Source organism: Paenibacillus sp. FSL F4-0122, from assembly GCF_038002845.1.
Taxonomy (GTDB): domain Bacteria; phylum Bacillota; class Bacilli; order Paenibacillales; family Paenibacillaceae; genus Paenibacillus_AQ; species Paenibacillus_AQ odorifer.
On sequence record NZ_JBBODI010000001.1, the window covers coordinates 3933636 to 3955506 of the forward strand.

Consider the following 21871-nt stretch of genomic DNA (forward strand, 5'->3'; position numbering starts at 1 on the left):
GCAAAAAAGGGTCGGTCTCCTACTTGCGAGAGATAGACCCTTTTAATTGTTGGTATTATCCGATTTTGTTAACAATCAAGGTAGGAATCATATATCTATGATTTATGATGACTCCGTTAACTCCGGTGTTACCAGAAGCACCAGTCGTGCCAGTGACTCCAGTCGCGCCCGTAGCTCCCGTCACTCCAGTAAATCCCGTGTCCCCAATCGCCCCATCAGAGCCAGTCCCACCTTTAGCCCCATCACCCCAGTAGCGCCTGTCGCGCCAGTTGCCCCATCATACCCAAGTAATTCTGCTGTAACTAATCGATGCGGGGCTACTAATCTTTCTGCACTGTCTTTACCCCAAAATGAGAGTTGAATTTGATCTGGCAAACTAGCAGTTGTGAAAAAAAATTCGAAAGTATCAAAATCCGCAAAATAATTTTTAGTTATTACTTGATTTGGCATCACATCTAGCAGATCGCATACATATTGAATTCTTTCTCATTCATGTAGTAGCCTTCGATCAGAACTGTAGAAGCAATCTGACCGCTACCATTAGCGAATTTGACCGTGACCTGTTGTGTAAGTCTTGTGTTGTTTTCTGAGTTAACATTGTTTTCTATCGGACCAGTAGTTAAAAGAGTCATTGTCCTTCCTCCATTTGCTTCATTCAGATTATTAAGCCCGTTTGATTTTCCCTATGTCTTTGAGAGTAGCGATAGATTATGCTCAGAAAAACGAACCTTTTCCAAGGATTGGTTGTCATATAGATATCTCAGTCAAGAAAGGAGGGCGCAAGATTTGGAGAGTAACCGGGAGTTATTTGAAACCTACAATAAAGATGTATACCGAACTTGCTACTATATGGTGCATGACGCGGCGGATGCAGAGGATTTGACTCAGGATGTCTTTATTACCGTATTTCGCAGCAATCGTGAGCACGTGGAGCATATCAAGGCTTGGATTATGAAAATAACGGTCAACCATTGCCTCAATCATTTGAAACGAAAACGGACATTACAACAGAAGATTACGGACAACCTTCATTTCTTTAATAAAACGGCAGAAACAGCTGTGGAGCAGCAGATTGAGCAGCGTGAGACGGAGGTCGAGTGGGCGCAATATATGAGCCAGGTCCCTATCAAACTTAGGATGGTGCTCACACTTAGGTATATGCATGATTTCAGTCTGGCTGAAATTTCGGATCTGCTGTCCATTCCACTTGGAACGACCAAATCTAGGCTGCATAAAGGACTAACGGTAATGAGGAGAATCCTGCAGGAGGCTGGGGTTCAAATTGAACTAAAGGAGGGCGAAGCTTTTGAAAAAGTTAGAAAATATGCTGGAGCATCGTTTAAATGAAGATAAAGGCGTGCCTTATCCAGATTTTGAACGCATGTGGGGACGTTTAGAGCAAGAAAACAGTACAATGACTCCCCTACAACTTCGTATGGCCAATGGTAGCGGGAACAGAGGGAGAAACTGGAGTAAAATAGCTGTGGTTGCTTCATTTTCAGTACTTATTGCAGCGGCACCCGTATATGCGGCAGTGCATTATGATTGGGATAATTTGCTCCATGGGAGAGGAGGCGTTCAAGCAGCGCTGGCCCAAAATCTCGGACAACAACTGAACCAGTCGGTGACACAGGATGGAGTAACTCTGAAGCTACATACAGCGATTGTGGATGAGAATCGGACGGTTATCTTATTCACTTTGGATGTAGGAAAACGCTTGGAAAATGAAAATTGGAATGTTAAAGGAATGACTTTGAAGGGCGCAGATGGGGCGAATGGTCCCAGTGAGTTCAGTTATGTGTTATGGGATGAGAAAAATCAACATTACAACGGATATTTCGAGAGTGATTGGACACCGAAAAAGGATACTGTGAATGTGCAATTAGTTGCAGATAATCTGCAAGCCTTTAGCACACAGGAGTTAGATTTACCGCTGGATATCCAATCGCAGGAGACACAAAAGTTTCCTATTGGACAGGAAGGCATGCGCAGCATAGAGGTGAAACCTTTTACCCAAGGACAAGAAAAAATATTATTCTCTTCAGCGATCATTTTTGATCAGCCAGAAACAAAAGAATGGGCCTTTCCAAATATTGTTGCATACAAAAACGGAACGCTCATAAATTCGCTGGCTGGAGGTACTTTCGGTACACCGGGAGAAAACGGGGAATATACGTCCCAGCAATATTTTAAGGCGGCTGATATTTCCAGCGGAGAAGTGAATTACAAGCTGCAGTACATGAAACAAGAGAAAAAGGTTGAGGGGCCACTAGCTTTTGATCTTCAATTAAGCAAAAAGCAGATGGAGAGCGGAACCATAAATACTTCATTGAATCTGCCGCTAGAAGAGGGCGAACCTAATTACACGCTGGAGAAAATGGTAGTGACGCCTACTCAAATTCGAATCGCTATTAGAAGTAAAGAGAAAGGCACCAATTTCCCGTATCAAAAGTCTACTCTTGAAGTAGCAGGCAAGACGCTGGAGGGCAATTTCTGGAGATCTCCAGAAGGTGAGCCGGAATTAACAGTGCTTCGTTTTGAGCGGCCAGTTGACCTTGAAATCACAGAAGAGACGCCAATTACCTTTGTTGCTAAATACAAGGTAACTCAGCACGGCAGCTATAAAATTAACAAGGACGAAAAAACACCACTTCTGTTGACGAATATATCTGATAAGAAACAGACGCTTATCCAGCAGCTTAGCGGTTATCCGGTAAAATGGACGTACTATATGCAGGGTGCCGATCTTTATGTAGAGACTGAAAGTGAAGATGCTCGCTTCGGTGGAATTAACCAGACCCATATCGGACTGGGGAAAGAGCGTATTTTAGGTAAACCTCTGACCGTTAATTTCACTGGGGATGGAAACAATAAGGCCATTGATGTTTACAAGGGTTTCAAAGGTACAGAAGCTTCTATTTATATATTCTTCTATACGACTGACGATCCGGATAAAGAAACAAGAGTGCAGCTGCGGCCATAGAAAATTTTTTTTTAGGGAGGAACCTTGTGTTCTTCCCTTTTTTTCGTTTAAAGTGAGTAGATGCTGAGTGGACTCAGCGAGGATTAGCGTAAAGGAGAGAAAAGGATGGAAATCACTCGCTGTGCTTGGGTTAATGAGGATCCTTTATATATCGCATACCATGATGAAGAGTGGGGTAAACCTCTGTATGATGACCGGAAGCTGTTTGAATTACTTATGCTCGAAGGCATGCAGGCAGGATTAAGCTGGTACACCGTCTTAAAAAAGCGGGCACATTACAGAGAGGTATTTGATGGATTTGATCCGGAAAAGATTGTGCATTATGATGAGCCGAAAATTGCTGAGCTGATGAACGATCCCGGGATTATTAGAAATCGCTTAAAGATTGATTCTATCATTCGTAATGCAAGCGTATATTTGCAAATTAGTGCGGAAACAGGCAGCTTTGCAGATTATCTCTGGAGTTTTGTGGGGGGTGCACCTTCGATTAACCATTGGAAGACACGTGCGGATGTCCCTGCTTCGACGGCTCAGTCTGACGCAATGAGTAAAGCATTAAAAAAGCGAGGCATGAAGTTTGTCGGCTCTACCATATGTTATGCTTTTATGCAGGCATCGGGGATGGTAGATGATCATTCGCTCGATTGCTTTTGCAGGAGTAGCACGGGCATGGCAGAGCGTTGATCTGTAGTTTGGCGTTACCCCAAGAAGAAATGTTATACTATGAAGCGAATGCTCACAAAACTAAGTCTATGCTTACGAAGCCAGTTTTGCACGAAGTCAATCAATGAAGCTAACGCTCACAAAACTTTAGGAGGATCACATAAAGATGTTATGGCATGAAGTGACGATACATACAACAGAAGATGCACAAGAAATGATTTCGAATTTTTTATATGAAGCAGGAGCGGGTGGGGTTTCTATTGAAGAATCCGGAACACTCAGTAAAGAGCGGAATACGCGTTACGGTGAATTATACGACCAACCCTTGAATGATATCCCAGAAGGGGAAGCGGTAATCAAAGGTTATTATGCCGATTCCACGGATATGGATGCTGTTATAGAAGAACTGACTCCACGGGTAGCAGAATTGCGTGAGTACGGTATTGATCCGGGCAAATCGCTGATTTCTTGGAAAACCGTAGATGAAGACGAATGGGCGCATGCTTGGAAGCAATATTTTAAACCGCTCAGGGTATCGGAGCGTCTCACGATTAAACCAACTTGGGAGGAATATACGCCTGAGCGCCCAGATGAAGCAATCATTGAGCTGGACCCTGGTATGGCATTTGGTACAGGGACTCACCCTACAACAGCTTTGTGCCTGCGTGCGCTTGAAAAGAATATTAGCGGCGGCGAAGAAGTGATCGATGTCGGTACGGGTTCAGGAATATTGGCTGTAGGTGCGATGCTGCTTGGTGCGAAATCCGTGCTGGCGTTAGATTTGGACCCGGTAGCTGTTGAAAGTGCGCGCGAGAATGTAGCACTGAACAAACTTGAGAAGTTCATTACGGTAAAAGAAAGCGACCTGCTCTCCTTGCTAGGCGGTGAAGGCGTAGCTGACACAGCTGCTGGAGAAATGTGGCCATCCGCTAGACCGGGTCACACTCTTGAGGGAACACCTGGTGAGCAAGTAACAGAGGATAGTCTTGGCGTTACACTCCCAGTGAAGATTGTAGTTGCGAATATTTTGGCAGAAATCATCGTATTGTTTACGGATGACGTGTATCGTGCACTTCAGCCAGGAGGCTTGTATATTACCTCTGGTATTTACAAGGATAAAGAAGGACTTGTGGCTAACGCACTACAAGAGTCCGGCTTTGAGATTATGGAAGTATCCCGTGAAGAAGATTGGGTGGCATTTACAGCCGGAAAGAGGTAAAAATGGATATATTGCAAAGTATAATACGTGTGGATCTGGATCAGCTTCCTTTTCTGCTCATTACGATTTTAATTGCTTTTACAGTACATGAATTCAGTCATGCTTATTTCGCCAATAAGTTCGGTGACCCTACCGCTAGATTATTAGGACGCATGACGCTTAACCCTGCTGTACACTTCGATTTTTTTGGTATTTTACTGCTGCTGGTTGCTGGTTTCGGGTGGGCGCGTCCGGTTCCTGTAAACCGCGATAACTTTAGCCGCCCCCGTCTGATGGGAGTCATTGTGTCTGCTGCGGGCCCAATCAGTAACCTGTTACTAGGGATTATTGGTGCTTTAATATATGGGGTGCTTGCGGCAACTGGTGTATTAGAGTCGATCTCCAATGACCGCGTATTAGAGGCAGTGTATTTGTTCTTTGGCACCTTTATTCAATGGAACTTCTTTCTATTCTTATTCAATCTGATTCCATTGCCTCCGCTGGATGGCTACCGGATTGTGGAGGATATTGCCCCTCGCTCTATTCGGGGCAAATTACAGCAATTTGAGCAATGGGCTGTATTTATCTTTTTATTAATTCTGTTTATTCCAGGGTTACGAACCTATACCATTGATCCTCTTGGCCACTGGGCTAGTGAAATGTCGAGAACATTTGTGCAGCTATTCCTAAGAATGTTTGGCAGCTAAGGTAGGGACTGAAGTCTGGTCAACCCTGCTTAAACATTGTATTATGTAATTTGTTGAAAAATAGGATAGTTAAATTTCGCCTGATCCATAGTTATATTTCTCTAAGAAACGGGTGACGTCTTAATTAAGGCGTCTTTACCGTTTCTTCTTACTGAATTCATGAACAGGATGATGAAGAGATGCAGCGATATTTTGTTACACCGGAGCAGTTTGGTACGGATAACGTTAGAATTGACGGAGAAGATGCAAGGCATATTGCCAAAGTGATGCGCGGTAAGGCTGGGGACAAGCTTATTGTCAGCGATGGCGTCTCCCGTGAAGCGTTAGTGGAGATTGCTCAGATCGAAATTGGGGAAGTGACAGTGAATATCTTGGAAACCCTGGAGATGACGCATGAACCGCGGATAAAAATCACAGTGGCTCAGAGCTTACCCAAGGCTGATAAGATGGAAATTATCATTCAAAAGTGTACAGAAATTGGAGCCGTTGGTTTTATTCCTTTTCTGTCGGAGCGCACGATTGTACAGTACGATGAACGCAAGGAAAGTAAGCGGCTGGACCGCTGGCGTAAAATTTGTAAAGAAGCTGCCGAGCAGGCACACCGGAACATCGTTCCGGCTGTAGGCTCACCGTTATCCTGGAAGCAGCTGCTCCAGACTTTTAGTGAGTATGATGCAATTTATTTTTGTTATGAAAAAGAAGAAGGCTTGCAGCTTCGCAGCAGTGTTGCCCCTTGGTTATCCTCGCTTTCACCGCAGGCTGGTGGGAAGGTATTGATTGTGGTAGGTCCTGAAGGGGGCTTTACACCAGAGGAATGCCAAAAGGCAGAAGAAGCTGGTGCGGTTTCCGTAGGACTAGGACGGCGTATTCTGCGCTGTGAGACAGCGGGCATGGTTGCCGCTGCTTGTATTTTATATGAATCTGGAGAAATGGGAGGAGCTTAAGAGATGCCATCCGTAGCATTTTATACTTTAGGTTGTAAAGTGAATTTTTATGACACCGAAGCCATCTGGCAGCTATTCAAAAATGAAGGTTACGAGCAGGTCGATTTCGAGGGACCTGCCGATGTATATCTGATTAATACTTGTACTGTAACTAATACAGGTGACAAAAAAAGCCGTCAAATGATTCGTCGTGCCGTTCGCCGCAATCCGGAGGCTATCGTGGCGGTTACTGGCTGCTATGCACAGACCTCTCCTGGTGAGATTCTTGATATTCCTGGTGTCGATCTTGTTATTGGTAACCAGGACCGCGATCAGATCATGACGCATGTGAAGAACATTGAAGCCTCACGTCAGCCGGTCAACGCTGTTCGTAATATTATGAAGACACGTGAATTCGAAGAGATGGATGTACCTGGCTTTGCGGATCGGACGCGTGCTTTTATGAAGATTCAGGATGGCTGCAACAACTTCTGCACATTCTGCATCATTCCATGGTCACGTGGACTTTCCCGCAGCCGTGATCCCAAAAGCATCGTAACCCAGGCGCATCAATTAGTAGAAGCAGGGTATAAAGAATTTGTTCTCACGGGTATTCATACCGGTGGTTACGGTGATGATCTTGATAATTACCGTCTAGCCGATTTGCTGTGGGATCTAGATAAGGTGGATGGACTGGAGCGGGTACGTATCAGTTCTATCGAAGCCAGCCAGATCGATGAGAAGCTGCTGGAGGTGCTGAACCGTTCCTCTAAAATGTGCCGTCATCTGCATATCCCGCTGCAAGCCGGACATAATGATGTGCTGAAAGCAATGCGCCGTAAATATACGACAGAAGAATATTACGCCAAAATGCAGCTGATCCGTCAGGCGATGCCAGATGTCGGGATTACTACGGATGTTATCGTTGGATTCCCGGGGGAGACCGATGAAATGTTCCGTGCCGGCTACGACTTCATGAAAGCTATTAATTACTCCGAGATGCACGTATTCCCTTACTCCAAGCGGACGGGCACTCCAGCAGCGCGGATGGAGAATCAGATCGACGAAGAAATCAAAAATGTACGCGTGCAGGAACTGATTGATCTTTCAGAAGAAATGCAAATAGCCTATGCTCGCAAATTTGTAGGTCAGACATTAAGTGTTATTCCGGAAAGAGCCGCAAAAGGGGCTCCGGGGCGCAATATCCAGCATGGATTTAGCGACAACTATTTGCAGGTGTTCTTCGATGGTGAAGATTCACTCCAAGGAGAACTTTGTCAGGTGAAGATAACGGAAGCTGGCGTGAACGAATGCCGCGGTGAGTTGATCGGGGTTAGTCAGACTGGGCTTCAGCAGGCTGTTCGTTAAGCAATAAATATCCGTTAAATAGATATTAGTAAAAAGACAACAGAGCAGCCATTTTTCCGTTAATGGGGAAGGGCTGCTCTGTTTTTTAGTTGCTGCTGCCTAGACCACCAATTCATAACAATCTCCTGATGCTTTCGGACCCAGATGGCGTTATTTGCAATTTTTTTGCCTTTTATGCTTAGTTTCGGACTCCAGTGCAGCTATTCCTCAGAAAGTGGTTCATAATAGGTGTTTTTCATGGCAATAGCGACTATGGGGTCCGTTAGTGTTCCAAAAGTGGGATAAAGCTGTGAATAAGGTCAACTGGGTCCGATAGCGACTTCATACGCGTAGAAGTGGATCAAAAAAACATCCGTAGGATCATGATTGAAACAATCCCCGCCAGTACAGTGCCTAGCAAGCTCCGGGTTTTTATCGCAACCAAAAAAGTAGGCAATGCCGCAAAAAGCTCAATGTTATTAGCTAAAGACGAAAATTTTCCATCATTCAAAAATATCTCCTGACCTATTAATGCCGCCATAACAGAGATAGGAACATAATTTAACCAGCGCATTCCCCATTCTGGCAATTCAAACCGGCTAAGGATCATAAGCGGAACCACCCTGGGAATAAAGGTCACAAAAGCTGCTCCTAGAATGATCAGAAATACATCCCATCTCACTTCCATTTTTCAAACACCATCCCTATCGTTGACGCAATAACTGTAGCGATAATCACTCCAACACTACTGGAGAATAGGAAAGAGCTTCCTACTGCTATGATTACGGCAAGGATTGCGACAACCAAATCTAGTTTGATTTTATTACGGTCAATCATGGAAATTACAAGAATACCAATAAACATCGCAGGTAAGGCAAACTGCAAACCGAATTGATCAGGGTCTGAGATCCACTGGGCTAAAAAAGCTCCCGCTACATTCGCAAGAAACCAATTTAAATATGCTGTGAGATTTAGACCGTGCATCCATTTTTCACTGATTTGCTGCTTATTCAAAGCTTGATTGATGGCAACTCCAAAGGTCTCATCAGTCAATAAAGAACCAACCAGCATATTTCTCAGTGGGGAAAGATGGCGGAAATAAGGAGAAAGAGCTGCACTAAGCAAAATATGGCGAAGATTCACGATAAATATCGTAATGATAATGGCCGCAGGCGAGCTGCTAACGGCTATCATTCCAGCAGCTATAAACTGAGCGGAGCCCGCGTAAAGAATCAAGCTGATTAAGGCAATCTCAGCAATGCTGAGTCCGGCTGTCTTTTGAACAACGCCTGCTGCAAGTCCGATGCTTAAGTAGCCTAGTAGTGTGGGAATACAATCTTTTACCCCTTTAAGGAAGCTATCTTCCTGTTTAGGAGACGGGATTGCTTCTAGTTGGACGTTCTCTGCACTCATCGTAGCCCCCTTGTTTCAAGAAAGAATTTAGTAGTTAGCATATTACTTCCTAATATTTTGATCAACCTTTACCGTATTATCTAGTCTGAAAGTCCCGAATTTCGCTTTATAGAGCCAGGGGGTAAACACTTAGGGTACAATTGTCGATATAAGTAAAAGAGTGTGGGGATAAACCACCGAACGACATTATAGCCTAAGGGAGAGAACAAATGACTGTGTACAGGAAAATGACGAAAATGCTCCTCATCATGATATTGTTAGCTACTGCGGTTTTTCCGGTAAGTGTCTTTGCAGCGACCGGCGATATCAACTCGATTGAATTCGAAAGCTCAGCTAAAGTAGAGCTTACGGTTGGACAAACGCCAAAGCAACTTAAGGTATATGCGAATGTGGAAGGGTCCTCATCTAAAAGAGATGTGACAGGTGCAGTTGTATGGAATTCTTCTAACACAAACGCTGTAAAGGTAGTAAATGGCCTGCTGACTCCGATAGACAGTGGAAAAGCTATTATTACAGCGACTTATAATCATGCACTTGCTACCATTGAAGTTGAGGTAGCACATCCTGTTAAAGAACTGAAGCTCGAATATAGTTCTGAAGGGAACTACAAATTGGGTGATGATGAGGATAAACTGCTGGTCAAAGCCAATGCGATTGGTGGAGAAACAGCGACTTCTGCTAAGGATGTAACGGCTGATACTACTTGGAGCAGCTCGAACACAAGCGTATTGACCATTGCAGAAGGTAAGATCACTTTGGCTGGTGAAGGTACAGCAACGATCACTGCCAAATACAAGACCTTAACAGCAACCTTTAAGGCTGTAGTGAAATTGCCTTATTCTGAAATTGAGCTTAAACATGACGACAAAATCGTTAAAGAACTAGAGATGCTAGTTGGAGATGCACCTTTGAAATTGGTTGCAGAGACTAAAGAAACTACAAAATCCAGCGCAAATGATATTTCAGCGAAAGCGGAATGGTCCTCTTCTAGTGCTAGTGTAGCTACAGTAGACAAAGGCGAGATCAAAGTGTTGTCTGCTGGTAAAGCTGTAATTACAGTATCCTATCTGGGGATTACACAAACTGTAGACGTATATGTACGTGCTCCTTATGAAGCGCTACTACTTACTCCTACAGGAGATCAATTCCTGTTTATGGGTGAAACCCTGAACGTTAAGGCTGAGGTTCGCGATGCTGCGAATTCTACTCCGAATATTTCAGGCAGCGCAGTATGGACTTCGGATAACCAATTGGCGGCAACCGTTACGCCTGGTAGCGATACCGCGGCAGTGACTGCTAAAGCAGTGGGAACTTCGGTTATTAAAGCAGAGTACAGAGGAATTAATAAAAGCTTTAAGCTGACAGTTTATCCTACGATTACAGAACTGGAAGCCGACAAGACGGAACTGGAGCTTTACACAGATGACACCGTAAGCCTTCCAAAAGTAAACGGTACAAAGCTTGACGGAACAAAGCTAGATCTTAGCAGTGATATCGAGTGGACCTCTGCGGATGATGAGATTGCCACCATTAAAGACGGTAAAATTGTAGCTGAATCGGCAGGTATTGTGAAGGTTATCGGTAAAATAAAATCAGAAAACCCAACGACTTCAAAAACAGCTGTAAGAGAAAAAAGTGTTGAAGTAAAGGTTACAGTGAAAGATAAAGTCCTTGTCTTGCTTGGACCAGAAGAAAATCTGGTGATTGTTACTGGTGAAGAGAAGGCTGTTCCTGAAGTGAAAGCTGTGATGGAAAACGGCAGTGAACTTGATGCTACTGGAACTATGGAATGGGAGCTTACCGGTACGAATGCAATTATCAAGACAACAACTTCCGGTAAGGTAATCAAAGGACTGGTGAAGGGTTCTGCTACTTTAAAGGGAACTTACGCCAATAAAACCATCAGTATCCCAGTTACCATTGAACAAAAGGTTACTAAGCTTGTTGTAGAACCTACTGCTATCGAAATGAACATTAAAGGCTCTAAAGCGATAAAGGTAACGGCTTATTATTCTAATGGTAAAACGGGAAATGTCTCCAGCAGTATGAATTGGCAGTCCTCGAATGAGGCGGTTGCTACGGTTAAAGCTACATCCGTTAAAGCAGTAACAGAAGGTACTGCTACGCTGACAGGATCTTACCAAGGGATTGCTGCTAGTGTCAAAATTACTGTAGTTCCTAAATTGACAAAGCTAACCGTTAATGAAAGCAGACTGAAAATGGCTCCGGGAGCCGTTCAGAATGTAGTCGTGACTGCACAGTATGATACTGGTAAGACTGCTGTTGTTACTGGAAGTGCGGTATGGACCAGCTCCAAGCCTTCTGTAGCGAGAGTATCTGCTAGCGGTCAGATTGTAGCTGTGAGTAAAGGAACGACATCCATTAAAGGAAAGCTAGGCGGCAAGACAGTTACGGTATCAGTGACAGTGAAGTAATAGAAAATATGATCTGAATAATCAAATATGAATCTGCAAAGCCAACATTATGTTGCTTTGCAGATTTTTTTATTTGGATTCTATAGTAATTCCGACTATTCCGATGTATAATCACATAAAACATAATAGATGCGTTGGGGGAGATGAGAACATGGCAAAACAAAAGGTGTTGTCGATCAAGACGATTGTAGCGATTGGTATTGGTTCTGCTTTATTCGTTATATTGGGGAGATTCGGCTCGATTCCTTCGGGTATTCCAAACACTAACATCGAGACTACATACGCATTACTGGCATTGTTCTCCCTATTGTACGGTCCGTTTGCCGGATTATTTATAGGCCTGATCGGGCATACCCTGAAGGATACGATATCTTATGGATCGCCATGGTTCAGTTGGGTCATATCATCTGGCATTGTAGGGCTGGTTATTGGCTTGTTAGTAGCTAGAATCGCTATTCATGACGGGGAATTCGGACGGAAGGAAATAATACGCTTTAATCTGGCTCAGATTGCAGCGAATGCTGTAGCATGGTTCCTTGTAGCCCCGGTGTTGGATATTCTGATCTATGCAGAACCCGTAAATAAAGTATTTACGCAAGGACTGACCGCAGGTGCATTAAATATAGCTTCGGTGGCAGTGATCGGATCTTTACTAGCCATTGCGTATGCTAAGACAAGAACGAAACAGGGCAGCTTAACTAGAGAAGCTTGAGTGGAATACAAATCCAAGCTAAAAAAGCCGGTGGAAATCACCGGCTTTTTTCTCTTCACATTAACCCAGAGGAAGGTCTCGGATGAAAAAAGTAATGATTGAATTTAAGGATTTCAGCTTTCAATATCGGGCGCAGCAGGAACCCACACTGCAGGGGATCAACTTAACGATTGTTGAAGGGGAAAAGGTACTTATCGTGGGGCCTTCAGGTTCTGGGAAAAGTACACTTACTCATTGTATTAATGGTCTCATTCCTTTTGCTTACAGTGGGGAAATATCAGGTTCATTACGGATTATGGGCCAGGAGCAGAAGGATCTGAGTATCGCAGAGCTGTCCAATCAGGTGGGTACCGTATTGCAGGACCCGGATGGACAATTTGTAGGATTAACGGTTGGTGAGGATATCGCCTTCAGTCTAGAGAACCATGTGGTTCAGCAGACAGAAATGAAGAGTAAAGTGGCGGCTGCCGCAAGAGCGGTGGATATCCACGAATTTCTGGCTTCTTCTCCTCAAGAGTTATCGGGTGGACAAAAGCAAAAAACGACCTTGGCAGGTGTTCTGGTAGGTGATGTGGACATCCTGCTCTTTGATGAACCGCTGGCAAGCTTAGATCCTTATACCGGTATAAAAGCGATTGAGCTTATTGATCGAGTGCATAAAGAGACAGGTAAAACCGTTATTATGATCGAGCATCGTCTTGAAGAGGTGCTGCATCGGGCAGTGGATCGTATTATTGTGATCCATGAAGGACGTATTGTGTCGGATATGCCGGCTGCAGAACTGTTGAGCACAACGTTGCTTTCAGAAGTTGGCATTCGGGAACCTCTCTATTTAACGGCTTTAAAGTATGCCGGATGTTCGATTACAGCAAATATGAATCCGCAGCATGTGAACGATATAGAGTTGGAGGCGTGTTCTAATAAACTAAAGATCTGGTATGAGTGCAATCACTCACGCCAGGATAAGCTGGAGAGCCCACCCATCCTTGAGCTAAGAGATATTTCTTTTGGATACGAAAAAAATCAGCAGGTGCTGGATAAGCTCAATCTCTGTATTCATAAAGGAGAGATGGTCTGTATAGCGGGGCGAAATGGGGCTGGGAAATCTACAGTTTCCAAGCTTATTTGTGGCTTCTATAAACCTACTTCCGGATCAATACGGATGCATGGGCGTGATATTGCTCAGGACACGATTAAGGAGCGGGCAGAGCGGATCGGTTTTGTCATGCAAAATCCCAATCATATGATTTCTAAGACACTTTTATATGACGAGGTCGCTCTAGGACTTAGACTCCGAGGTTGCTCTGAGGAGCTAGTTCGTGAACGTGTCCATCAAGTCTTGAAGGTGTGCGGACTTTATGTTTTTCGCAGCTGGCCTATCTCGGCGCTTAGTTATGGCCAGAAGAAACGGGTTACGATTGCCGCTATTCTGGTACTGGAGCCGGAAGTGATCATTTTGGATGAGCCGACTGCTGCTCAGGATTACAGGCATTATAACGAAATGATGGAATTTCTCTTGACGCTGCGGGGGCAGGGGATGACGGTCATTATGATCACGCATGATATGCACTTGATGCTGGAATATGCCGATAGAGCTATAGTGTTAGCTGATGGCGTGAAGCTTGCGGATGATAGACCTGAGCGAATATTAACGAATACTGATGTGGTAAAAAAAGCGAACTTGAAAGAAACCTCGCTTTTTGCCCTAGCTGTAAAAGCTGAACTGAAACAACCAGAGGAGTTCGTTAGAAGGTTCATTGCGTATGATAGGAGGAGCCGAGGCGGATGAAGGCCAAAATGTTAACTTTTACGAAGCAGGATTCACCTATTCACCGTCTTACCGGCGCTACTAAGTTGATTTTATTTGTAGTGTGGTCTGTGACGGGGATGATTACATATGATACAAGATGTCTAATTGTGATGCTGTTATTTAGTTTGCTTGCCTTTAGAATTTCCAAAGTCCAATTTCAGGATTATGCTTTCGTATTATATTTCATCTTGATTTTCTTTTTGCTTAATCATATAGCTATCTTTATCTTTTCTCCTTTGGAGGGCGTACGTGTTTACGGTACACGTCATGATATTATGCACATTGCAGGCCGGTATACGGTAACTTGGGAGCAGCTATTTTATCAATTCAATATTGCCCTCAAATATGCAGTGGTCATTCCAATGGCACTATTGTTTCTTCTAACGACCCATCCCAGTGAATTTGCAGCATCCTTAAACAGAGTTGGAGTGAACTATAAAATTGCATATTCTGTATCGCTGGCTCTACGGTACATTCCGGATATTCAACGAGATTATGAGAATATATCGTTTTCTGCTCAAGCAAGGGGAATAGATATTTCCAGAAAAGAAAAGCTGCCTAAGCGGCTAAAAAATATCATTTCGATTCTGATGCCCCTAATTTTGACTAGTATCGAGCGAATTGAAAATATCAGTACCGCTATGGAGCTGCGCGGCTTTGGCACTGAGACAAAACGAACTTGGTATAGCAGTCGCCCGTTCACGAGAGACGATTATTTTGCATTGGCTTTGTTTGTGCTGATTGGAATTTTCTCGACGGTGATCACTTTTTACGACGGTTCGCGGTTTTATAATATTTTCGATTGAAGTATAATAGTACAGTTGTGGAAAGCTGGGGTATAAAAAAACGGTACCTTTAAGCTAAGACTGAAGACGTTTTTCCAGTTTTGTCCATATAGGCAGGTAACATAATGGCAGTGCTAGAAGTGAGCAGACTACGTTGAAAATGGTCTGGGCGTGGGCGATTTGTGAAGCAGGGCCTCCACCAATCCATGCTGCACTTGCTTGTAGCAGCCCGATCATGGGCAAGAATAGTAGTGCACCGCCTACATTAAGCGCAACATGGGACCAAGCGACGAAGACGCCGGATGGCGTGCCGCCGATGGAAGCAATGACCGCTGTGACACAGGTGCCTACGTTGGCGCCTAGCACTATGGCTATACCTAGCTCAGGCGGCATGGCACCCGAGGCGGCAATGCTCATAGCCATAGCTATGACAGCAGCGCTGCTATGGAGCAGGGCTGTTAGGCACGCTCCAGCGGCGAGCCCCCATAGGGCACTTGTAGCGGCATGGTTTAGGAACCAGAGGAATAAGCCACTTTCCTGAAGTATTCCGCCGATAGACTGCATGACAGCGATCCCCCATAGGACGAGGGCGAAGCCTGATACAGCCAGACTGATAAATTGCAGTGGCGGGGATATTTTGTGGCAGAGCTCTGCCACTCGCGATGTAGGCGGCAGTTCGCCTGCAATAACTGCCGCTGCCCACAGACTGAGCGAGGCTGCCAGCAAGGGCGTGGCCATGGTATTGATCTGAAGTCCGATCAATTCTGTAGTTAATGTGGTGCCGATGTTGCTGCCCAAGATAATGCCAAGTGTGCGGGCATAGGTGAGCAGGCCGGCATTGACCATGCCGATAGTCAACACCGTTACAGCAGTACTGCTCTGGAGTAAGGCGGACAACAGGCTGCTGGCAATCATTCCTTTAATAGGTGTTGAGGTAGCTCTATTTAGACTTGTAGTTAATAGAGGGCCTGCTAGCTTGGACAACGCCGTTTCCATCAGCTTCATGCCGGCTAGAAAGATAACAAGACCATATATGATAGGGAACAGCAAATCACTGAACATAGGGCATACTCCTTTGGACGAGGGTTGTACACCAATATATGAATGTATTGCATGGGACATGTATAAAAACATTTTTAGAAAAACAGGGAGTTGAAGTCATTGCCATCGGTTATTTTAGAACGCAATCGCAAAAAAAGACTGGAACAGGGCCATCCATGGGTCTATGCAGGTGAAGTCGCATCGGTAGAAGGAAATCCGGAAGCGGGGGGATTAGTAGATGTCCTTAATCATCAGGGCCGATTTTTGGCCGTGGGATATTACAATCCAGCGTCACAGATTCGGGTAAGAATTGTATCACAGGGACCCCTTGCGATCATGGATACAGCCTTTTTTGCAGAACGTTTTGCGAATTGTCTGCAACACAGAAATCGGTTCCTTCCGGGTGCGGATGCTTATCGCTTGGTTTATGGTGAAGCGGACTTTTTACCGGGGCTTATTGTAGATCGATTCGGAGATATTTTGGTTGTGCAGCTGCTTACGCTCGGAATGGACAAGCGGCGTGCAGAAATCGTCGAAGCATTGGTGCAGGTTATGGCACCGCGCGGAATCTATGAGCGCAGTGATGTTAGTGTGCGCGAGCTTGAAGGTATGGAGCAGACAACGGGTTTGCTGTATGGGGAGTGTCCACGGCATGTAACTGTGAGTGAGAATGGCCTGAAGCTGGTCGTTGATATTGAAGAAGGCCAGAAGACTGGCTACTTCTTTGACCAACGTGAGAATAGAGCTTCTATTGCTCCGCTCATGAAAGGCTGGGGGGGACGAAGCGGCATTACGCTGCAGGAAATCGAAACTGAGGAGGGTTCGCTACAGACCTTGCCAGTTAATAAGAGCGGTAAACATGTAACGTTCCCTTATTGGGACGGTGCGACAGTGCTGGAATGCTTCTCACATACGGGCAGCTTCACGCTGCATGCCTGCAAGTATGGCGCGAAAAAAGTAACCTGCCTCGATGTTTCAGCGCATGCCATTGAGAGTGCCAAAGTGAATGTGGAGCTGAACGGCTTTAGCGATCGTGTTGAATTCGTAGTGGATGATGCTTTTGCATATTTACGGAATCAGGTTAAAGGACTAGAGGAACGTTCTGAACGGGCGACAGTTGCAAGTGGAACAGAGACGGCAGCAGCTGCTGCAAATCCTAAATCCGGAGGCAAAACAGCCAAAACCGACACATCCAAGCCGATGACGGCAGGTGGAGGAAGAACTTGGGATGTAGTCATCCTGGACCCTCCGGCGTTTGCCAAAACCAAAAGTGCAGTAGCTGGCGCTTGCCGTGGTTACAAGGATATCAATCTGCACGGGATGAAGCTGGTGAACGAAGGCGGCTATTTGGTTACCGCAAGCTGTTCTTACCATATGCAGCCAGATCTGTTCCTCGAAACGATTGCCGATGCAGCTAAAGATGCTGGCAAGGTGTTGAGACTTGTGGAATGGCGGGCCGCAGGCAAAGACCACCCACAAATACTTGGCGTTAACGAAGGACACTATCTGAAGTTTGCGATTTTTGAAGTGCGGAGTAAAAAATAAGCCTGAAGGTCAAAAAGGTTTACAGTGCCAAGTAACAAATAGGATAAAAGGGCGGGACGTAGGGTGGCCGTGAGTCGACTGTAAGGCAAGTAGTTGCCAACGGACTCAGATGACTCTATTTAGCGTAAACAGCCTATTATTGAATTCTTACGGACCCCAAAGGCGCTATTGCTCTTAAAACACCCGTAATGCAACACATTTTCGAAGAATAGCATCAATGGGGTCCGAAAAGTTGCCAAAACAGCACTGAATCCACGAATAACGGCTCCTGGGTCCGTAAGTAATTAATGAAACAAGCCTAGCCAAAAATGTGCAATTTGAACGCTGAACGCCGAATGCCGAATGACGAACGCTGGATGCTGGACGCTGGATGCTGGACGCTGGATGCTGGACGCTGGATGCTGGACGCTGGATGCTGGACGCTGAACGTTGAGCACTGAACACCGAACACCGAACACCGAACACCGAACACCGAACAGTCTAACATTGACCCTATGCTCCGACATTGGCAGCTCTAATCTAACGTTGCACATCTGGCATTAAAAACAAACTAAATACTCTAAAAAGCAAGCCGCCAAAATCCGGAGGTTTGCTTTTTTATATTTGTACTCGTAGTTGTTTATCCTTTGTAAAACATTAGAAAATACTAGCAAACACATGTTCCGATTAGTGTGGTTATGATATACTGAAGGGACGAGGAATCACTGAACTTTTTTAATTGGAGTGTAATCAATAGGTGGATATTTCACCTTGTAATTTATATATTTTCTCCGCTACGGAAGGAGTCTATCATTTATGTCGGTAACCTTTTTACTAGGCCGCTCGGGCAGTGGCAAGACAACAAAAATATGGGAATCTATCTCTTCTTCCTTAGAGAAGGAACCGCTTGGTGCGCCGATTATTATTCTTGTGCCAGAGCAAGGTTCTTTTGGAGCAGAACGGGGGCTTCTGACCGTAGGGAATGTGAAGGGAAGCCTTCGGGCGCAGACACTGAGTTTTTCGCGGCTTGCCTATCGTGTGAAGCAGGAAACTGGTGGCAGTGCAAGTCTGCCAATCAGTGATGAAGGTAAGAAAATGTTAATTTACAAAATCATCAGTCGTCGCAAAGAGGAACTGAAATTGTTCGGTGCCTCAGCAGACAGACCGGGTTTTGTGGAACGTCTGAACCAACTGCACACGGAGATGAAGCGTTGCTGTTTGGGTTCCACTGATTTAGAAGAGCAGTTGTCCGCTATGCGAGGAGCTATTGCAAGAAGTCCTATTCTTGAGGGTAAGCTGGATGATTTGCAGCTGGTATTCAGCGATTTAGAGAAGGAAATGTCACGTCTCTATATCGATGAAGAGGATCGTTTAGCAGAACTGGCTGAGCATATTCCTGATTCCTCCTATATTCGCGGGGCGGAGATTTGGGTAGATGGATTCCATGGATTTACTCCGCAGGAATTCGTAGTGCTTCGAGAATTGATGCAGCAAGCTTCGCAGCTGACCGTTTCGCTTACAATTGATCGTCCTTACCCATATGGAGATCAGTTGAATGAGCTTGAATTGTTTCACCCCACTGCGGTTACTTACATTAAACTGCGTGGAATAGCTGAAGAGCTGGGCATTGATGTGTGGGACGAGCTGCTGGAGCCAACGGTTCTTCCACGTTTTGAAGAAAGTCCAGTACTTGCTCACCTTGAACGGGGATATGATCGCCGGAAGGCCTGGATAGGTGCGGATGAACTGGCAAGAGAGGCTATATCCATAGGCGCCGCAGTTTCGCACAGAGCAGAGGTTGAGGGAGCACTGCGCGAAATGACTAGACTGGCGCGTGATGAAGGTGCAAAATATGGCGAAATGGCTGTATTGATGCGCAATATTGGCGATTACGAGCAGCTGATCCAACCGTTGTTCCAAGATTACGGAGTGCCATTTTTTCTGGACCAGAAGGTAAATGAGCTGCATCATCCGCTAGTGGAATTTATACGTTCCGCGCTGGATGTAGTGCGTCGTCGCTGGCGTTACGAGGATGTATTCCGTTGCGTAAAGACGGAGCTTTTGCTTCCGCTAGACGGTAGTATTACACGTGAGGATATGGATGCTTTAGAAAACTATGTGCTGGCTTGTGGGATTCAAGGGTATCGCTGGACGGATGGCCGCTCATGGAAAGGTATTCCTAGCTTGTCGCTGGAAGGCGGCAGACAGATGGATGATGAACTGCTTGCTACTATGGAACGATGCCGTGCTAGTATAACAGGTCCTTTATTTGCTTTTGAGAAACGAATCCAGAAAAGCCGAAGCGGCCTTGAACTATGTACGGCAATGTACAAGCTGCTTGAAGAGACGGATGTTGCACGAAAGCTGGAGAAACTCAGTGTTAAGTCTATGGAGAAGGGCCAACCCGAGAAGGCTAGGGAACATAGCCAGTTGTGGGGTGCGGTACTTGATCTGCTAGATCAGATAGTAGAAATGATGGGCAATGAAAGACTTGAGTTTGAAGTGTTCACCGGAGTTCTAGAGACAGGACTTGCTGAGCTTAAAATGGGACTAGTTCCGCCCGCACTGGATCAAGTATTGGTCGGCAATATGGATCGGACTCGCCCAACAGGGGTTAAATACGCTTTTTTGCTTGGATTTAATGAAGGTGTTGTGCCTGCGCAGTTTAAGGAAGATGGAATTCTCTCGGAAGGTGAACGCTCCGTACTAGAGAATGCTGGAATGGAGCTTGCTCCCGGCGCTTCTCGTAAACTACTGGACGAGCGGTTTCTGATCTATAATGCGCTAACGACAGGAAGCCAAAAGCTCTGGATTAGCTACGCTACAGCGGATGATGAGGGCAAAGCTCTCCTTCCCTCTGAGGTTATCCGGCATTTGCATAGAATGTTCCCAAGGGTTCAAGAGCATAGCTTGTCAGCACTTCCCCCTGCGGGACTACCGGCAGAAGTCGGAAATCCTATTCATCTCGGTTTCATTGGTCAACCAGAACAGAGTCTTCGCGCATTGATTATGCAGCTGCGGCAGTGGCGCCAGGGGACAGAAATTCCGGAGCTATGGTGGGATGTGTATAACTGGTTTACTAAGAACGAAGATCGTAAATTTCAACTGGAACGTTTGCTAAGCTCACTGTTCTATCGTAATGAGGGAACGAAGCTAAAGCGTGGCACAAGCCTCAGATTGTATGGTGGCTCAACACTGCGGGGCAGTGTGTCCCGGATGGAGAAATTTGTTGCGTGCTCATTTTCCCATTTTGCGTCCTACGGACTAAGACTGAAGGAGCGTCAGCTATATAAGCTGCAAGCACCTGATATTGGACAGCTGTTCCATGCTGCGTTAAGTGATATGGCGATAAGACTGAAACAAGAGGGACGGGGCTGGGGCAGCTTGTCTCCGGATGAATGTCGGCGTGAGGCCAGTGAGACAGTAGAGCGGCTATCTCCGATGTTGCAGGGTGAAATCCTAATGAGCTCCAAACGTTACGGGTACATCTCCCGTAAGCTTAAGAATATTGTTGGACGTGCTTCTGTGATTCTGGGCGAGCACGCCCGCCGGGGCAGCTTTGAGCCAGTAGGGCTGGAGCTGGACTTTGGACCGGATAAGGAGTTGCCGCCTTTAAGGATTACGCTGCCAAATGGCTGCGTGATGGAGGTTGTTGGCCGGATTGACCGTGTAGATATGGCCCGTGGAGAGAACGGAATTCTTCTGCGGGTAATTGATTATAAATCGAGCCAAAAGGATCTCAAGCTGCATGAGGTGTATTATGGATTATCGCTGCAAATGCTGACTTATTTGGATGTGCTGCTAACATATTCGGAGCAATGGCTGGGGCAGCCGGCACTTCCAGCCGGCACACTTTATTTCCATGTGCATGATCCGTTGTTGACCTCATCCAATGGGATGAACAAGGAACAGGCTGAGCAAGAGCTGTTGAAACGCTTCAAGATGAAAGGACTACTTACAGCAGATCGTGAGGTTGTCTCCCTGATGGATACCACTTTAGACAAAGGGTATTCTTCTATCGTGCCTGTAGCAGTAAAAGCTGACGGCAGCTTTTATAGCAGTGCTTCAGTAGCTACACCAGAGCAGTGGGGTCATCTATTATCCTCCGTTAGAGGGACAATTTCGGATATCGGGACACGGATTACAGAAGGTGATGTGGCGATTGAGCCGTACCGAATTGGGCAGGAGACCGCCTGCACATTCTGTTCCTTTAGACCTGTCTGCCAGTTCGATGAAGCTGTGGAAGGCAACAGCTATAACAATCTGGGTAAGCCAGGGAAGGACGTTATATGGGATCTGCTGTCCCGCAAAGGAGGAACTACACCTTGAG

Annotated in this window: 20 protein-coding genes; 14 read left to right on the forward strand and 6 right to left on the reverse strand. The window is 45.6% G+C overall.

Annotation, left to right across the window (positions count from 1 at the left end; translation table 11 throughout):
* Window positions 1-55: 55 nt before the first annotated feature.
* Genes MHH49_RS16940 through MHH49_RS16950 form a run of 3 tightly spaced genes read right to left on the reverse strand, consistent with a single transcriptional unit; the run spans window position 56 to window position 632 of the window.
* Entirely contained in the window at window positions 56-184 is a 129-nt protein-coding gene (locus MHH49_RS16940; protein ID WP_268748658.1) for a hypothetical protein, read from the reverse strand.
* Window positions 181-453 (reverse strand): hypothetical protein, encoded by a 273-nt coding sequence (locus MHH49_RS16945; protein WP_341031201.1) that lies wholly within the window; start codon window positions 451-453, stop codon window positions 181-183. The genes MHH49_RS16940 and MHH49_RS16945 overlap by 4 nt, the downstream gene beginning before the upstream one ends.
* A gap of 2 nt (window positions 454-455) precedes the next feature.
* On the reverse strand, window positions 456-632 hold the full coding sequence (locus tag MHH49_RS16950; RefSeq protein WP_341031202.1) for a hypothetical protein: 177 nt from the start codon (window positions 630-632) through the stop codon (window positions 456-458).
* A gap of 154 nt (window positions 633-786) precedes the next feature.
* Between MHH49_RS16950 and MHH49_RS16955 the strand changes: the two genes are divergently transcribed.
* The 7 genes from MHH49_RS16955 to mtaB all read left to right on the forward strand — a co-directional run bounded on the left by MHH49_RS16955 (window position 787) and on the right by mtaB (window position 7842).
* The gene (locus tag MHH49_RS16955; protein WP_036683913.1) at window positions 787-1347 is read left to right on the forward strand and encodes an RNA polymerase sigma factor; all 561 of its coding nucleotides are present in this window, start codon (window positions 787-789) and stop codon (window positions 1345-1347) included.
* Window positions 1307-2983 carry a DUF4179 domain-containing protein gene (locus MHH49_RS16960; protein ID WP_143758975.1) on the forward strand — a complete coding sequence of 559 codons (1677 nt, stop codon included), beginning with the start codon at window positions 1307-1309 and terminating at the stop codon, window positions 2981-2983. Before MHH49_RS16955 ends, MHH49_RS16960 begins: the two co-directional genes overlap by 41 nt.
* Before the next feature lie 105 nt (window positions 2984-3088).
* The gene (locus tag MHH49_RS16965; protein WP_076103749.1) at window positions 3089-3667 is read left to right on the forward strand and encodes a DNA-3-methyladenine glycosylase I; all 579 of its coding nucleotides are present in this window, start codon (window positions 3089-3091) and stop codon (window positions 3665-3667) included.
* 145 nt (window positions 3668-3812) lie between these two features.
* Window positions 3813-4865, forward strand: coding sequence for a 50S ribosomal protein L11 methyltransferase (gene prmA, locus MHH49_RS16970; RefSeq protein ID WP_076103750.1), 1053 nt, complete (start codon window positions 3813-3815; stop codon window positions 4863-4865).
* A 2-nt stretch (window positions 4866-4867) separates the two neighbouring features.
* The gene (locus MHH49_RS16975; RefSeq protein WP_036683904.1) at window positions 4868-5551 is read left to right on the forward strand and encodes a site-2 protease family protein; all 684 of its coding nucleotides are present in this window, start codon (window positions 4868-4870) and stop codon (window positions 5549-5551) included.
* Window positions 5552-5730: 179 nt separating this feature from the next.
* Window positions 5731-6495, forward strand: coding sequence for an RsmE family RNA methyltransferase (locus MHH49_RS16980; RefSeq protein ID WP_076103752.1), 765 nt, complete (start codon window positions 5731-5733; stop codon window positions 6493-6495).
* Between the two features lie 3 nt (window positions 6496-6498).
* On the forward strand, window positions 6499-7842 hold the full coding sequence (gene mtaB / locus MHH49_RS16985) for a tRNA (N(6)-L-threonylcarbamoyladenosine(37)-C(2))-methylthiotransferase MtaB (protein WP_038572916.1): 1344 nt from the start codon (window positions 6499-6501) through the stop codon (window positions 7840-7842).
* A 340-nt stretch (window positions 7843-8182) separates the two neighbouring features.
* On the opposite strand, the gene MHH49_RS16990 is transcribed toward mtaB, so the two are convergent.
* Together MHH49_RS16990 and MHH49_RS16995 are read right to left on the reverse strand one after the other, a co-directional pair.
* A complete protein-coding gene (locus tag MHH49_RS16990) occupies window positions 8183-8509 on the reverse strand; it encodes an AzlD domain-containing protein (RefSeq protein WP_036683900.1) in 327 nt (108 codons plus the stop codon).
* Entirely contained in the window at window positions 8500-9234 is a 735-nt protein-coding gene (locus MHH49_RS16995) for an AzlC family ABC transporter permease (RefSeq protein ID WP_036683898.1), read from the reverse strand. The genes MHH49_RS16990 and MHH49_RS16995 overlap by 10 nt, the downstream gene beginning before the upstream one ends.
* Before the next feature lie 209 nt (window positions 9235-9443).
* Here MHH49_RS16995 and MHH49_RS17000 point away from each other — a divergent pair, with 209 nt between their 5' ends.
* The 4 genes from MHH49_RS17000 to MHH49_RS17015 all read left to right on the forward strand — a co-directional run bounded on the left by MHH49_RS17000 (window position 9444) and on the right by MHH49_RS17015 (window position 14997).
* Window positions 9444-11669 carry an Ig-like domain-containing protein gene (locus MHH49_RS17000; RefSeq protein ID WP_036683896.1) on the forward strand — a complete coding sequence of 742 codons (2226 nt, stop codon included), beginning with the start codon at window positions 9444-9446 and terminating at the stop codon, window positions 11667-11669.
* 151 nt (window positions 11670-11820) lie between these two features.
* The gene (locus tag MHH49_RS17005; RefSeq protein WP_036683889.1) at window positions 11821-12381 is read left to right on the forward strand and encodes an ECF-type riboflavin transporter substrate-binding protein; all 561 of its coding nucleotides are present in this window, start codon (window positions 11821-11823) and stop codon (window positions 12379-12381) included.
* A gap of 82 nt (window positions 12382-12463) precedes the next feature.
* Window positions 12464-14170 carry an ABC transporter ATP-binding protein gene (locus MHH49_RS17010; RefSeq protein WP_076098524.1) on the forward strand — a complete coding sequence of 569 codons (1707 nt, stop codon included), beginning with the start codon at window positions 12464-12466 and terminating at the stop codon, window positions 14168-14170.
* On the forward strand, window positions 14167-14997 hold the full coding sequence (locus tag MHH49_RS17015) for an energy-coupling factor transporter transmembrane component T family protein (protein WP_076098525.1): 831 nt from the start codon (window positions 14167-14169) through the stop codon (window positions 14995-14997). Before MHH49_RS17010 ends, MHH49_RS17015 begins: the two co-directional genes overlap by 4 nt.
* Window positions 14998-15051: 54 nt before the next feature.
* Here the strand turns inward: MHH49_RS17015 and MHH49_RS17020 are convergent, their stop codons facing one another.
* Complete coding sequence (locus tag MHH49_RS17020) at window positions 15052-16038, reverse strand: Na/Pi cotransporter family protein (protein WP_036683880.1); 987 nt, start codon at window positions 16036-16038, stop codon at window positions 15052-15054.
* Between the two features lie 99 nt (window positions 16039-16137).
* Between MHH49_RS17020 and MHH49_RS17025 the strand changes: the two genes are divergently transcribed.
* The 3 genes from MHH49_RS17025 (at window position 16138) to addB (ending at window position 21870) form a co-directional block, all read left to right on the forward strand.
* The gene (locus MHH49_RS17025; RefSeq protein ID WP_076098526.1) at window positions 16138-17562 is read left to right on the forward strand and encodes a class I SAM-dependent rRNA methyltransferase; all 1425 of its coding nucleotides are present in this window, start codon (window positions 16138-16140) and stop codon (window positions 17560-17562) included.
* Between the two features lie 308 nt (window positions 17563-17870).
* Window positions 17871-18002 (forward strand): hypothetical protein, encoded by a 132-nt coding sequence (locus MHH49_RS17030; RefSeq protein ID WP_341138292.1) that lies wholly within the window; start codon window positions 17871-17873, stop codon window positions 18000-18002.
* Between the two features lie 355 nt (window positions 18003-18357).
* Entirely contained in the window at window positions 18358-21870 is a 3513-nt protein-coding gene (gene addB / locus MHH49_RS17035) for a helicase-exonuclease AddAB subunit AddB (RefSeq protein WP_076297523.1), read from the forward strand.
* The last annotated feature ends 1 nt before the right edge of the window (window position 21871 follow it).